The organism is Klebsiella planticola (assembly GCF_000783935.2).
Classification (GTDB): domain Bacteria; phylum Pseudomonadota; class Gammaproteobacteria; order Enterobacterales; family Enterobacteriaceae; genus Klebsiella; species Klebsiella planticola.
Genome location: NZ_CP026047.1, coordinates 859600 through 874304, shown reverse-complemented (window position 1 = coordinate 874304; position 14705 = coordinate 859600). Strand labels below are relative to the sequence as shown.

Sequence of the window (14705 nt, the reverse complement as noted above, 5' to 3'; positions counted from 1 at the left end):
GTCGGGGATGTTTTACGCCCAAATCAGGGCGACAGAACGGTAAAGAGGCTACCAACGATGAGCGTAACCGGAATTGAAAAGCTGGAATTTGGCGTCGACGACCTGACTCATTGCGCCAGGTTTATGCGTGATTTTGGCCTGGCGGGCGATGCCAGCGGCCAGCGTTTTACCACCTTAAGCGGCGCGCGGGTGGAACTGAATCCGATCCATAGCCCGGATCTGCCGCCGGCCTTTGAAGCGGGTAACACCCTACGCCGTATGACCTGGGGCGTAGCGGATCGGGCGGCGCTGGATGCTCTGCGGCCCAAATTGTCCCGCCAGCCCGCCTTTCGTGAGATTGACGGTGCCCTCGAGTGCCAGGATCCCAACGGCATGACGCTGCGGGTGCAGGTCACTCAACAAGTCGCGGTGACGCTGAACGTTGAGCCGATTAACCAGTGGGGCGATATGCGGCGGATTGATACGCCAAGCCCGGTATATGACGGCGCGCAGCCGATCAACGTAGGCCACGTGGTGTTCTTCGTCGAAGAGCTGGCGGCGGTCGAGGCCTTCTATCGTGAGGTGCTCGGTTTCCAGGTTTCCGATCGCTACATCAATCGTGCGGTATTCCTGCGCTGCGGCGTACGCGGTGGCCACCACAACCTCTTTTTATTGCAGCTGCCCAACCGCAAGCGCGGCCTGAACCATGTGGCCTTTACCGTGCGCGATATCCATGAAGTGATTGGCGGCGGCATTGCGATGAATAAAAACGCGTGGAGCACCTTTATTGGTCCCGGCCGTCACCCGGTCTCTTCCGCCTATTTCTGGTACGTCAACAGCCCGACCGGCGGCGCTTTTGAGTACTACACCAACGATGATTTCCTGACGGAGAACTGGCGCCCGCGCGAGCTGGAACACTCGCTGGTCTCCTTTACCGAGTGGGCGGTGGAAGGGGGGATCGACCACGATACCCGCCGCCAGCAGAAAAAGCCGGAGGCGGTATGACGGCGCGAATAGTCATTATCGGCGGTGGCCAGGCGGGCGGCTGGGCGGCGAAAACCCTGCGTGACGAAGGCTACGACGGCGAGATTTGCGTGGTGGCGGAAGAAGAGTGGGATTTTTACGAGCGTCCGCCGCTGTCAAAAGCGACGCTGCTGGAGGCCGATGCGCCGCTGCCGCGTCTGTTCAGCGAAGAGGTGCAGCAGGCGTTAAACCTGCGCTGGTTCCGCCCGCTGCGCGCTGAGGCCATCGATCGCCAGAGCAAAAGCGTTCATCTGAGTAACGGCGAACAGCTCGGCTATGACCAGCTGCTGATCGCCACCGGCGGTCGCGCCCGCCTGCCCGGCGAAGCCTGGGCGAAACAGCCGCAGGTTTACACGCTGCGCCACTGGCAGGACGCGCAGCGCCTGAAGCAACGGCTGGCGACCACCGCGCGGCTGGCGATTGTCGGCGGCGGCTGGATTGGTCTTGAGATTGCCGCCTCGGCGCGAAAAAGCGGCGTCGCGGTCACCTTATTTGAACAGCAGCCGCTGCTGTGCATGCGTTCGGTAAGTGCGGAAGTGTCGCAGGAACTGGAACGGATCCATCGCGATCGGGGCGTCGATATTCGTCACGGCTGCGGTGCGCTGGAGCTGGAAGATGATGGCGGTCTGCCGGTTATTCACTGCGACGGTCAGCGGGAAACCTTTGATGCGGTGGTGGTAGGGATCGGCGTCGATCTCAACCTCGAACTGGCGCGGGACGCGGGACTGGCTGTCGATCGCGGGATCGTTGTCAACGCCCTGGGACAGACCAGCGACCCGGCGATCTTCGCGGCCGGAGATGTGGCGCAGCATCACCAGTATGGCCTGTGCATCCAGTCGTGGGCCTTTGCCCAGAACCAGGCGGTGGCGACGGCGAAAGCGATGCTGAACCCGCAGGCGGCCGGCTACGCCGACGCGCCATGGCTGTGGTCGGATCAATATGCCGACAATATTCAGATCCTCGGCATTCCGCAGCCAGGCAGTCGGACGGTGACGCGCCGGGATCCGCAGGGAGCGCTATTTTTCTCGATCGACGCTGACGGTCGCCTGACTCAGCTGGTGGCGTTTAACGACGCTCGCACCGTCAAGCTGGCGAAACGCTGGATGGCTGCGGGGAGAGATCTTTCCGCCGTACCGCTCGATGACCTGGCCTTTTCGCTGATGTCATTGCGATAAGACCCGCGCACCCTTAAGGGGGAGAGATGACCACATTAGAGACAAACACCGCGCCGCTTGAGGCAGGCGGTGAGGGCGTCCATACGCCTGAAAAGGCGGTCCGCTGGGCGATTCCGCTGTCGCTGCTGGCCTGCGTACTGCTGGCGTTCTTCGACAAAATCAGCATTGCCGCCTTGTTTTCCGATAGCCATTTCCAGCAGGCGATGGGGATGGATTTTGACACCACGCGGTTGGGCATTCTGATGAGTGCCTTCCTGCTGAGCTACGGTTTTTCCTCGGTGCTGCTCAGCGGATTGGGCGATCGCATCGCGCCGCTGCGCCTGCTCACCGGCATGATGATGGTGTGGTGCGTTTTAATGGTGATGATGGGCTTCACCCATAACTACACGGTGATGGTCACCTTGCGCATTCTGCTCGGCATCGCCGAAGGGCCGCTGTTTCCGCTGGCGTTCGCCATCGTCCGCCACACCTTCCCGCAGCGGCTTCAGGCGCGGGCCACCATGCTGTGGCTGCTCGGAACACCGGTCGGCGCAGCAATTGGTTTTCCGCTGTCGATTTGGCTGCTCAATACCTTTGGCTGGCAGAGCACCTTCTTTGTGATGGCGATGCTGACGGTGCCGGTGCTGATTTTCGTGCGCATCGGCCTGCGCGGGGTGCAGCTGGAGAGCAAAGCGTCCGGCGAAAAGGTATCCCAGGAGGCGCGCCGCGCCGCGCGGCGGGAGCTGTTCGTCAGCGCGCATTTCTGGATGATTTGCGTGTTTAACATCGCCTTTCTGGCCTATTTGTGGGGCATCAACGGCTGGCTGCCGGGCTATCTGATTAAAGGTAAAGGGATCCATCTGGAGCATGCCGGTTGGCTGTCGTCGATGCCGTTTATCGCCATGCTGCTGGGCGAAATAATTGGCGCCTGGCTCTCCGATCGTCTTGATAAACGCGCCGCCGCCTGCTTTGTCTCGCTGGCCGGGGCGGCGGTTGGCCTGGCGGCGGTGATGCACTTCGCCACCCCGCTGACGGTCATTGCGGCGATGAGTTTCAGCACCTTTATGTGGGGCACCGGCGCACCCAATATTTTCGCCCTGCTGGCCAAGGCGACCCATCCCCGGGTCAGCGCCACGGCGGGGGGCATTTTCAACGGGCTGGGGAACTTTGCAGGCGCCCTGTCGCCGGCGGTGATGGGGGCGCTGATCGCCTTCACCCACAGCATGGATTCCGGGCTGATTTTTCTGGCGGTGATGGCGGCGGTGGGCTGCGTCCTGTTACTGCCGCTGCTGAGACGTTACTGAGGAGAAAACGATGACTGATTCAACCGTGACTGCAAAACCGGGTATCAAACCTGAACATCTGACGATGGAAGAGTGGGTAGAGTCGCGTATCGCGCGCTTTGAGGGACGGAAATATGACTGGAACGCGCTGAAGTTCCAGGCTGATTTCGACCCGAAATACCGTCGCGCTCAGATGCGCTATATCGGCACCGGCGCCACCGGCGTGGCGAGCGATACCAATACCGTGGCGGCGGAAAACTTCACCTTCTCCACCATGGTGCTGCCGGCGAAATGTGAGGGGCCTCTGCATCTGCATGATGATGTGGAGGAGGTGTTCTTCATGCTCAAAGGGCAGATAACGCTGATGATTCAGGATGGCGACAGCTATACCGAAACCGTGCTGCGCGAGCGCGATCTGATCTCCGTCCCGGCGGGCATCTACCGCGGGCTGTTTAACCACGGTGAGGAAGAGGCGCTGATGTGCGTGATGCTGGGCACCAGGAAGCCGAATATTCCGACCTATCCGGAAGATCACCCCCTGTCGAAAGTAAAACGTAATTAAGGAGGCGGTATGACGGGTTTTCGTGAACAAGGGCACGGCACGCCGCTGGTGCTGTTACATGGCATCAGCTCCGGCGCGGCTTCCTGGCATAAACAGATGGCGCTGTCCGGCTATCGTGTGCTGGCCTGGGATATGCCCGGTTATGGCGAAAGCCCGATGCTGCCGGTTGCGCAGGCGAATGCGGGTGATTATGCCGATGCGCTGGCGCGCATGCTGGACCACGCCGGCGTTGAGCAGGCGGTCGTGGTGGGGCATTCGCTCGGTGCGCTGGTGGCCAGCGCCTTTGCGGCGAAATATCCCCGCCGCGTGCGCTACCTGGTGTTAGCCGATGCCGCACAGGGGTACGGCCAGGCGGAGGCGGAACAGCGGGAAAAAGTCTGGCGCAGTCGCCAGCAGCAAATGGCGTCAGGAGCAGAGCGGCTGGCGCAAACCCGGGCGGCGAAGCTGCTGCATCCCTGTGCGGCGGAGGCCGATATCGCCACCGTTGCCGCCGGAATGCGCAAGCTGCGTCGTGAGGGCTATCTGGCCGCGGCGTGGATGCTGGCGCACGACGATATTCACCGCTGGCTTGGCGATTATCACGGCCGGTTTGAGGTGTGGTGCGGTGAGCAGGACGCTATCACTCAACCAGAGCTGGTGCGTGGTCTGGCGCTACGCTACGGCATGCCGTACACCGCGATTCCGCACGCGGGTCACGCCAGCTATCTCGATAATGAAACCTTTTTTAATCAACAGCTTTTACGGGTAGGGGAAGAGGTGCGCGATGAATGCACAAATTGAAGGCCGTGTAGCGGTAGTCACCGGAGGATCGTCAGGGATCGGCTTTGAAACGCTGCGTCTGCTGCTGGGCGAAGGGGCGAAAGTCGCTTTCTGCGGCCGCAATCCCGACCGGCTCGCCAGCGCGCATGCCGCGTTGCAGAACGAGTATCCCGGAGCGGAGGTTTTCTCTTACCGCTGCGACGTCCTGCAAGAAGACGAGGTGCAGGCCTTTGCCGATGCGGTGGCGGCGCGTTTTGGCGGCGCGGACATGTTGATCAACAACGCCGGGCAGGGCTACGTGGCGCACTTTGCCGATACCCCGCGCGAGGCCTGGTTGCATGAGGCGGAGCTGAAGTTGTTTGGCGTGATCAACCCGGTAAAGGCCTTTCAGCCGCAGCTGGAGCGGTCGGATATCGCCTCGATTACCTGCGTCAATTCACTGCTGGCGCTACAGCCGGAAGAGCACATGATTGCCACCTCCGCCGCCCGCGCGGCGCTGCTCAACATGACGCTGACGCTGTCAAAAGATTTGGTGGGAAAAGGCATTCGCGTCAACTCGATTTTGCTGGGAATGGTGGAGTCGGGGCAGTGGCAGCGGCGCTTTGAAAATCGTGCTGATAAGCAGCAGAGCTGGCCCGAGTGGACGGCGGATATCGCCCGTAAACGTGGGATCCCGATGGCGCGTCTCGGCAAGCCGCAGGAACCTGCGCAGGCGCTGCTGTTTTTGGCCTCGCCGCTGGCATCGTTTACCACCGGCGCCGCGCTGGATGTCTCCGGCGGTTTTTGCCGTCACCTTTAAGGAGCCATCATGAAAAAAATTATGCTTATCGGCTATGGCGCCATGGCGCAAGCGGTAATTGAACGGCTGCCCCCGCAGGTCACGTTAGGCTGGATTGTCGCTCGGGAAGCCCATCAGGCGACGATTCGCGCCCGCTTTGGCGATGCGGTGACGGTGCTTGACGATCCGCAATCCTGTACGGAAACCCCGGATCTGGTGCTGGAGTGCGCCAGCCAACAGGCGGTTGCGCAGTATGGCGAAGCCATTCTCGCCCGCGGCTGGCATCTGGCGGTGATCTCTACCGGCGCGCTGGCCGATAGCGCGCTCGAACAGCGTTTATATCAGGCGGGCGGCAGGCTGACGCTGCTCTCCGGCGCGGTGGCCGGCATTGACGGACTGGCGGCGGCAAAAGAGGGCGGTCTTGAGCGCGTGACCTATCAGTCGCGCAAAAGCCCGGCCAGCTGGCGTGGAAGCTACGCGGAAATGCTCATCGACCTCAATGCGGTCAGCGAGGCGAAAATCTTTTTTGAAGGCAGCGCTCGCGAAGCGGCACGCCTGTTTCCGGCGAATGCCAACGTGGCGGCAACCGTGGCGTTGGGCGGTATCGGAATGGACGACACGCGGGTGCAGCTGATGGTCGATCCGGCCACGCGGCGCAATACCCACACGTTACATGTTGAAGGCGCGTTCGGTGAGTTTCGCCTCGAGCTGAGCGGCCTGCCGCTGGCCGACAATCCTAAAACATCTACCCTGGCGGCACTGAGCGCGGTACGCGCCTGCCGTGAACTGGCGCAACGCTAAGAGGCGGCAATGGACGAATTAACGATCTTTATCGGCGGTCACTGGCGCCACGGCGGCGGCAATCTGATGCACAGCTACTTTCCGGCGGACGGCACGGTGAACGCGACGCTGCGGGCGGCCAGTCTCGACGATCTGCAGGAAGCGATAACCTGCGCCGAGCGTGCCTGGCGGGAACCAACGTGGCGCAACATGCTGCCGCATCTGCGGGCAAAGATCCTGCATAAGGTGGCGGATCTGATTGAATCCCGTCTGGATGAACTGGCGCGAATGCAAAGTCGGGACAACGGCAAGCCGCTGGCGGAAGCGCGGGGGCTGGTGATGAGTGCGGCGGCAAGCGCCCGCTATTTCGCCGCCGCCTGCGAGCTGCTGGAAGGGGAGCTGCCGACTCCGCGTCAGACAGACCTGTTGACCCTGAGCCGCTACGAGCCGCTGGGCGTGGTGGCGGCGATCACCCCGTGGAACTCGCCGATCGCCAGCGAAATGCAAAAAGTGGCGCCGGCGATCGCCGCGGGTAATGCGGTGATCCTCAAACCCGCGGAAGCGACGCCGCTGATGGCGCTGGAACTGGCGCGGATCTTCGAGCAAGCCGGTTTACCTGCGGGGCTGCTGAGCGTGCTGCCGGGGAAAGGAGCGGTGATTGGCGACGCCCTGGCGCGTCATCCGCTGGTGCGCAAAATTTCGTTTACCGGCGGCACCCGCACCGGACGCCATCTGGCGCACGTGGCGGCAGAAAAACTGATCCCGGCATCGCTGGAGCTGGGCGGTAAATCGCCGACCATCGTGCTGGAGGATGCCGATATCGAACAGGCGGCGCGGGGGATCTGCTACGGCATTTTCAGCTCCGGCGGTCAGGCGTGCATCGCCGGTTCGCGGCTGTTTGTGCATGAAAAAGTTTACCCACAGCTGATGGCGCGGCTGCTGGAGCTGACGCGCGGACTGCGGATTGGCCATCCGTTCAGCGACGATACCCACATCGGGCCGTTGATTAATGAACAGCACCGTGACGGCGTGCTCGCGTACGTCGAACTGGCGAAACGCGAAGGCGGGCGGGTGCTATGCGGAGGAGAGATTCCGGCCGATCCGGCGCTGGCGGCGGGGAGCTACTTCCAGCCGACGATCGTCGAAGGGCTGACGAATCAGGCGCGCGTCTGTCAGGAAGAGATCTTCGGCCCGGTACTGGTGGCGATGCCCTTTCGCGATGAAGCCCAGCTGATCCGCGAAGCCAATGACTCGGTCTATGGCCTGGCGGCGGGGATCTGGACGCGGGATAGCGGACGTGCCCTGCGCTTAAGCGAGCGTCTGGAAGCCGGGACGGTGTGGATCAACACCTACAAGGTTTTCTCCATTTCGACCCCGTTCGGGGGCTTTAAAGAGAGCGGTCTGGGCCGCGAAAAAGGTATTCAGGGGCTGAAAGCCTGGATGCAACAAAAGAGCATTTATCTGGCGACGGGTAATAGCGTGAATCACTGGTGCGATTGAGATAAGGGTGAGCAATGAGCGAAATGATAACCGTCGGCGAAGCCATCGCCAGAACGCTGGAGCAGTACAACGTTGAGGCTATTTACGGCGTCATCTCTATTCATAACCTGCCGGTTGCCGATGCTATTGGCCAACGCGGCAACATCCGCTTTGTTCCGGCGCGTGGCGAAGCCGGTTCGGTGACCATGGCCGACGCCCACGGTCGCTTTTCCGGCCTTGGAGTCGCGCTAACCAGCACCGGTGCCGGGGCGGGGAACGCGGTCGGGGCGCTGGTGGAGGCGATGAATGCCGGTACGCCGCTGCTGCATCTGACCGGTCAGGTAGAGAAAACCTGGCTGGATGCGGATACCGGTTTTATTCACGAAACCCGCGATCAGCTGACCTTCCTGAAAGCCAGTTCGAAACGTGCGTATCGCATCAGTAACGCCAATCAGGCGATCGCCATTTTGCACAAGGCGATTCAGGAAGCGCGGACGCCGCCGTGCGGGCCGGTATCGGTGGAGATCCCGATTGATATTCAGGGGGCAAGCATTCCCCTGGCGCTGGTCACCGCCCCGCTGAACATCGCGCCGGCGGCGCCCGTCGCTCAGGCAACGGTGGATACCCTGTGGGCGCAGCTCAGGCAGGCGAAACAGCCGCTGCTGTGGCTGGGCGGCGGGGCTATCGGTAGCGCGGCGGCGGTGAAAAAACTGGCGGATGCGGGGATCACCGTGATCTCCAGTACCCACGGGCGCGGCGTGCTGCCGGACAGCCATCGCGCCAGCCTGCGCGCCTTCCATAATTCGCCTTCCGTTGAGGCGCTGATGGCGCAATGTGATTTCACCCTGGTCGCGGGCTCGCGTCTGCGCAGTAACGAAACGCGCTCCTGGACGCTTGAACTGCCTTCGCCACGCGTACAGATTGATATCGATCCGGCGGCGGCCAGCCGTAACTATCTGATGGACAACACGCTGATCGCCGATTGTTCGGCTTTACTGGCGGCGCTGGCGGCCAAAGCGCAGGGGCGTGAATGGGGCAATGGTCACTGGGACGCACAGGTCAAAGAGGCGGTGACGCAGGCGGAGCACGGGCTACGTGAACAGTGCGGCGCCTATGCCCAACTGAACGACGCTATCGAACAGGCGCTGCCTGATGACGGTATTCTGGTCCGCGATATCACCGTCTCCGGCAGCCTGTGGGGCAGTCGTCTGTTCCGTGCAAATGGCCCGCTGATGAACGTGCATTCGCTGGCGGGGGCCATTGGTATGGGGCTGCCGATGGCGATCGGCACGGCGATCGCCAACCCGCAGCGCAAGATAGTCGGCCTGGTCGGCGATGGCGGTCTGAGCCTGAACCTCGGAGAGCTGGCGACGCTGGCGCAGGAAAAGGCCAACGTGACGCTGCTGATCATGAACGATGGCGGCTATGGCGTGATGCGCGGTATTCAGGATAAGTATTTCGGCGGTCGCCAGTATTACAACGAGCTGCACACGCCGGATTTCACGCTGCTGGCGCAGGCTATCGGTCTACAGGCATGGAGCGTTGAGCGAGCGGAAGATTTCACCGCGGTGATGACCGAAGCGCTGGCGACGCCAGGGCCGTCGGTGGTAGAGGTCAGGATGGGGCAGATTGGCGCGCTGCGTTTTGCCGGGCCGCCGCAGAAGACGCTGTACTAAGCTCTTTTCCCCTCTCTGCGGCGCAGAGAGGGGACGGAGAGATTATTTAATGCCGTCTGCCTTCATACGATCGCGGATATGCTGAGCACGTTCTTCGGAGGCCGGGTGATCGTCAAACATTGAGCTTTGACGCCCGGCTTCCAGCTTAGCCAGCTTCTCGAAGCTGGTGGCCAGCCCTCCTGGATTAATCCCGCGCTTACGCAGCAGATCGTAGGAGTAGTCGTCCGCTTCGGACTCCTGGCGCTGGGAGAACTGCGAGTTCACCAGCTTTTCGCCCAGATCGCCAAGCTGAGATTGCGACAGGCTGCCGACGATACCGCCCGCCGAGGCAGCGGCAGCGCGAACGGCGTTGGTGCCGAGCGCGACCTGCATCCCTTTCTTGACGTGGCCGAGGGCGACGTGGCCCATCTCATGGCCGATGACCGCTTCAACTTCGTTATCGTTCATGATGTCCATCAGGCCGCTATAGACGCGGATGCAACCATTCGCCATCGCGAACGCGTTGACGTCCTTGGTTTCATACACTTTGTAATTCACCGGCTGGCCGTTGATATTGTCGCCCAGCGCGGCGGCGATTTTGCTCAGGCGCTTGCTGTATTCGCTGCTGGCCGGCGAGAGGGTGGCTTTGCTATCCATCTCTTTGCAAGCCTGGTCACTTAAGCTTTTAACCTGAGCGTCGCTCAGGGAATAGGCCTGAAAAGCTTCGGCGCCCGAACTGAGAAGGGCGTTGGAGTCCATGTTCTGACATCCGGTGAGGGTTGCTGCGATCCCAAGGGCAAGAATAGTTGAGCGAATTTTCATTTTTATCTTCCACACTCGTTCGATGATCTGACTGAAAAAGGCAACAATAAGGCTGTCGCATCCTGTACAAATTATAAAGACTATTGCGCGACGCGGGCGAGAGGATTCCGGGGCAGCACAACGTGTTCCGGAGATTTCTTAAACCACAAAAGGATGCTCCATGTACATGCTTTCGCGCTTGGGTTACATTGTTGACACTTTTTTCTGGCGTAGCCCAAAACGCGCTCTCGTCAAGTCGTTAAGGGTATGGCCTTCAACAGTCCGAACTGGAGTCAAAATGTCCTCACGTAAAGAGCTTGCTAACGCTATTCGTGCGCTGAGCATGGATGCTGTACAGAAAGCCAAATCCGGCCACCCGGGTGCCCCGATGGGTATGGCTGACATTGCCGAAGTCCTGTGGCGTGATTTCATGAACCATAACCCGCAGAACCCGGCCTGGGCCGACCGCGACCGCTTTGTGCTGTCCAACGGCCACGGTTCCATGCTGATTTACAGCCTGCTGCACCTCACCGGTTATGATCTGCCGATCGAAGAGCTGAAAAACTTCCGTCAGCTGCACTCTAAGACTCCGGGCCACCCGGAAGTGGGCTACACCGCTGGCGTGGAAACCACCACCGGTCCGCTGGGCCAGGGGATTGCTAACGCCGTGGGCATGGCTATTGCGGAAAAAACGCTGGCTGCGCAGTTCAACCGTCCGGGCCACGATATCGTTGACCACTTCACCTACGCTTTCATGGGCGACGGCTGCATGATGGAAGGGATCTCGCACGAAGTCTGCTCCCTGGCCGGTACCCTGAAGCTGGGCAAACTGGTGGCGTTCTATGATGACAACGGTATCTCCATCGACGGTCATGTGGAAGGCTGGTTCACCGACGACACCGCTAAACGTTTCGAAGCCTATGGCTGGCACGTAGTGCGCGGCGTTGACGGTCACGACGCTGAGGCGATCAAACGCGCGGTAGAAGAAGCTCGTGCGGTCACCGACAAGCCGTCCCTGCTGATGTGCAAAACCATCATCGGTTTCGGTTCGCCGAACAAAGCCGGTACCCACGATTCCCACGGCGCGCCGCTGGGCGATGCCGAAATTGCCCTGACCCGCGAAGCCCTGGGCTGGAAACACCCGGCCTTCGACATCCCGTCTGATATCTATGCGCAGTGGGATGCCAAAGAAGCCGGTCAGGCGAAAGAAGCGGCCTGGAACGAGAAGTTCGCCGCGTATGCCAAAGCCTTCCCGCAGGAAGCCGCTGAGTTTACCCGTCGTATGAAGGGCGAAATGCCGGCTGACTTCGACGCTAAAGCCAATGAATTTATCGCTAAGCTGCAGGCTAACCCGGCGAAAATCGCCAGCCGTAAAGCGTCGCAGAATGCGATTGAAGCGTTTGGCCCGTGGCTGCCGGAATTCCTCGGCGGCTCCGCTGACCTGGCGCCATCCAACCTGACCCTGTGGTCTGGTTCTAAAGCGATTAATGAAGACACCGCCGGTAACTATATCCATTACGGCGTGCGTGAATTCGGTATGACCGCGATCGCCAACGGGATCTCTCTGCACGGTGGTTTCCTGCCGTACACCTCCACCTTCCTGATGTTCGTGGAATATGCGCGTAACGCGGTGCGTATGGCGGCGCTGATGAAACAGCGTCAGGTGATGGTCTACACCCACGACTCCATCGGTCTGGGCGAAGATGGCCCGACGCACCAGCCGGTAGAGCAGGTGGCGTCCCTGCGCGTGACCCCGAACATGTCCACATGGCGTCCGTGTGACCAGGTGGAATCGGCGGTGGCGTGGAAATACGGCGTTGAGCGTCATGACGGCCCGACCGCGCTGATCCTCTCCCGTCAGAACCTGGCACAGCAGGATCGTACTGCAGAGCAGCTGGCGAACATCGCCCGCGGTGGCTACGTGCTGAAAGACTGCGCCGGTCAGCCGGAGCTTATCTTCATCGCCACCGGTTCTGAAGTCGAACTGGCGGTGGCCGCGTGGGATAAACTGACGGCCGAAGGGGTGAAGGCGCGCGTGGTCTCTATGCCGTCCACCGACGCGTTCGACAAGCAGGACGCGGCGTACCGTGAATCGGTGCTGCCGAAAGCGGTCTCTGCTCGCGTGGCCGTCGAAGCCGGCATCGCCGACTACTGGTTCAAATACGTGGGCCTGAATGGCGCTATCGTTGGCATGACCACCTTCGGTGAGTCTGCGCCGGCAGAGCAGCTGTTCGAAGAGTTCGGCTTCACCGTCGACAACGTGGTTGCGAAGGCAAAAGCGCTGCTGTAATTACGTTTACAGGTGAAAACGGGTCGCTCAGGCGGCCCGTTTTTTATGGGATTAAATTTATTTAAGTCTGTGCAACCCAATATTGTAGATCTGAATCACAAATATGATATTTAGCAATGTTTGAATTTTGTAATGCGTGTCACATAATTTGTATTGCTTTTTATATTTTTGTTAACAACTAATTGTTTTTAAAGGCTTCATGTAAAAGCATCCTGCGCTGTATGTGTTTTTCTCCTCGATTGATTTCATTTTGCCGCTCGAGTATTTTGTTTTTAACGCTCACTCGTACCCTAAAAATAAGGAAAATATATGCGGCTGATTGATTACTTTCCAGAAGCATCTATCTCAATAAAAAATTCCGCAAAGAACTGGCAGGAGGCAATTGACTTTTCTATGTCTTCCTTACTCGCTAATCATTATGTCAATTCAGGTTATATTCAGGCCATTAAAGATTCAACGATTAACAATGGCCCTTATTATATTTTAGCGCCTGGCGTCGCCATGCCACACGCTCGTCCGGAATGTGGCGCGTTAAAAACCGGGATGTCATTAACACTCCTCAAACAGGAAGTTAAATTTGCCGAAGATGATGAAGGTGTCCGATTATTAATCGGATTGTCGGCGGAAAATGCAGATTCACACATTGGCGCTATTCAGGCCTTAAGCGAATTATTATGTGAAGAGGAAGTACTGACCGCGTTGTTAGCGGCTAAATCAGAGAAACAATTGGCGGATATTATCGCCCACGCATAATTAACCGTTTCCTTTCAGGATATTATTATGGAAAACAAGTCTGCTCGTGCCAAAGTCCAGGCTTTTGGTGGGTTTTTGACTGCAATGGTCATCCCCAACATCGGCGCTTTTATTGCCTGGGGTTTTATAACCGCATTGTTTATTCCTACCGGTTGGATGCCGAATGAGCATTTCGCCAAAATTGTCGGTCCGATGATTACCTATTTACTGCCCGTCATGATTGGCTCCACAGGGGGGCATCTGGTGGGGGGGAAACGTGGCGCGGTAATGGGAGGTATTGGGTCTATTGGCGTGATTGTGGGCGCGGATATCCCGATGTTCCTTGGCGCGATGGTGATGGGACCGCTTGGCGGTTGGGTGATTAAGCATGTTGACCAGCTGCTGGAAAAACGCATTCCTGCAGGGTTCGAGATGGTTATCAATAACTTCTCACTTGGTATTGCGGGGATGCTTTTATGCTTGCTGGGGTTTGAAGTCATTGGTCCAGCGGTTCTCATTGCCAATAATTTTGTGAAGGAGTGTATTGAAGCGTTGGTTCATGCGGGTTATCTGCCGTTGCTGTCCGTGATCAATGAGCCTGCAAAAATCCTCTTTCTGAACAATGCCATCGATCAGGGCGTGTATTATCCGCTGGGAATGCAGCAAGCTTCAGAAACGGGAAAATCGATTTTTTTCATGGTGGCATCCAACCCTGGACCGGGGTTAGGTTTGTTACTTGGCTTTGCCATCTTTGGCAAGGGGATGAGTAAGAAATCTGCGCCAGGCGCTATGATTATCCACTTCCTCGGTGGTATTCATGAACTGTATTTCCCATATGTGTTGATGAAGCCTCTGACCCTGATTGGTATGATTGCCGGGGGAATGACCGGGACGTGGGTGTTCTATCTGCTGAACGGTGGGTTGGTTGCAGGACCGAGCCCCGGCTCAATATTCGCTTACCTGGCATTAACGCCAAAAGGTTCTTTCCTCGCAACTATTGCAGGAGTCACCGCGGGAACGATTGTCACCTTTGTTATTACCTCTTTAATCCTGAAAATGGAAAAGAACGTCGAAACAGAAAGTGAAGATGGCTTCGCTGAATCAGCCAGAACCGTCAAGGCAATGAAGCAGGAAGGTAAGTTTTCTTATAAAAATATTAAACGCGTCGCTTTTGTTTGTGATGCGGGAATGGGTTCTAGTGCCATGGGGGCAACCACGTTTCGTAAACGTCTGGAAAAAGCGGGGTTGAATATTAATGTAACGCATTACGCCATCGAAAACGTTCCGCAAGATGCCGATATTATTGTCACCCATGCCAGTCTTGAAGGTCGTGTTAAACGTGTGAGTGAAAAGCCATTAGTGCTGATTAAAAATTATATTGGTGACCCACTGTTGGACGATTTATTTAAACGCATTACTGCGAACTAACC

The 14705-nt window shown here is 58.7% G+C and carries 13 protein-coding genes; 12 read left to right on the top strand and 1 reads right to left on the bottom strand.

Annotation, left to right across the window (positions count from 1 at the left end; all coding sequences use genetic code 11):
* Positions 1-57: 57 nt before the first annotated feature.
* From MC50_RS04110 to MC50_RS04070, 9 genes are read left to right on the top strand one after another with little or no spacing between them, the layout of a single operon-like run.
* Positions 58-984, top strand: a complete 927-nt coding sequence (locus MC50_RS04110; RefSeq protein WP_032697624.1) for a VOC family protein — start codon at positions 58-60, stop codon at positions 982-984.
* On the top strand, positions 981-2177 hold the full coding sequence (locus tag MC50_RS04105) for an NAD(P)/FAD-dependent oxidoreductase (protein ID WP_047663468.1): 1197 nt from the start codon (positions 981-983) through the stop codon (positions 2175-2177). The genes MC50_RS04110 and MC50_RS04105 overlap by 4 nt, the downstream gene beginning before the upstream one ends.
* 26 nt (positions 2178-2203) lie before the next feature.
* Positions 2204-3460, top strand: coding sequence for an MFS transporter (locus MC50_RS04100; protein WP_032690782.1), 1257 nt, complete (start codon positions 2204-2206; stop codon positions 3458-3460).
* Positions 3461-3470: 10 nt separating this feature from the next.
* Positions 3471-4001, top strand: a complete 531-nt coding sequence (locus tag MC50_RS04095; protein ID WP_032690783.1) for a cupin domain-containing protein — start codon at positions 3471-3473, stop codon at positions 3999-4001.
* A gap of 9 nt (positions 4002-4010) precedes the next feature.
* Positions 4011-4781 (top strand): alpha/beta fold hydrolase, encoded by a 771-nt coding sequence (locus MC50_RS04090; protein ID WP_032690784.1) that lies wholly within the window; start codon positions 4011-4013, stop codon positions 4779-4781.
* Complete coding sequence (locus MC50_RS04085; RefSeq protein WP_047663467.1) at positions 4765-5559, top strand: SDR family oxidoreductase; 795 nt, start codon at positions 4765-4767, stop codon at positions 5557-5559. The genes MC50_RS04090 and MC50_RS04085 overlap by 17 nt, the downstream gene beginning before the upstream one ends.
* Before the next feature lie 9 nt (positions 5560-5568).
* Positions 5569-6339 (top strand): aspartate dehydrogenase, encoded by a 771-nt coding sequence (locus MC50_RS04080; protein WP_047663466.1) that lies wholly within the window; start codon positions 5569-5571, stop codon positions 6337-6339.
* Between the two features lie 9 nt (positions 6340-6348).
* Positions 6349-7818, top strand: coding sequence for an aldehyde dehydrogenase (locus MC50_RS04075; RefSeq protein WP_032697630.1), 1470 nt, complete (start codon positions 6349-6351; stop codon positions 7816-7818).
* 14 nt (positions 7819-7832) lie between these two features.
* Positions 7833-9473 carry a thiamine pyrophosphate-binding protein gene (locus tag MC50_RS04070; protein ID WP_032698805.1) on the top strand — a complete coding sequence of 547 codons (1641 nt, stop codon included), beginning with the start codon at positions 7833-7835 and terminating at the stop codon, positions 9471-9473.
* 42 nt (positions 9474-9515) lie between these two features.
* Here MC50_RS04070 and loiP read toward each other — a convergent pair whose 3' ends face one another.
* On the bottom strand, positions 9516-10274 hold the full coding sequence (gene loiP, locus MC50_RS04065; protein WP_032690789.1) for a metalloprotease LoiP: 759 nt from the start codon (positions 10272-10274) through the stop codon (positions 9516-9518).
* 277 nt (positions 10275-10551) lie between these two features.
* Between loiP and tkt the strand changes: the two genes are divergently transcribed.
* The 3 genes from tkt to MC50_RS04050 all read left to right on the top strand — a co-directional run bounded on the left by tkt (position 10552) and on the right by MC50_RS04050 (position 14703).
* Positions 10552-12543 carry a transketolase gene (gene tkt / locus MC50_RS04060; protein WP_032698806.1) on the top strand — a complete coding sequence of 664 codons (1992 nt, stop codon included), beginning with the start codon at positions 10552-10554 and terminating at the stop codon, positions 12541-12543.
* Between the two features lie 309 nt (positions 12544-12852).
* Positions 12853-13296 carry a PTS mannitol transporter subunit IIA gene (gene cmtB, locus MC50_RS04055; RefSeq protein WP_046853465.1) on the top strand — a complete coding sequence of 148 codons (444 nt, stop codon included), beginning with the start codon at positions 12853-12855 and terminating at the stop codon, positions 13294-13296.
* Positions 13297-13323: 27 nt separating this feature from the next.
* Complete coding sequence (locus MC50_RS04050; protein WP_064384454.1) at positions 13324-14703, top strand: PTS mannitol transporter subunit IICB; 1380 nt, start codon at positions 13324-13326, stop codon at positions 14701-14703.
* The last annotated feature ends 2 nt before the right edge of the window (positions 14704-14705 follow it).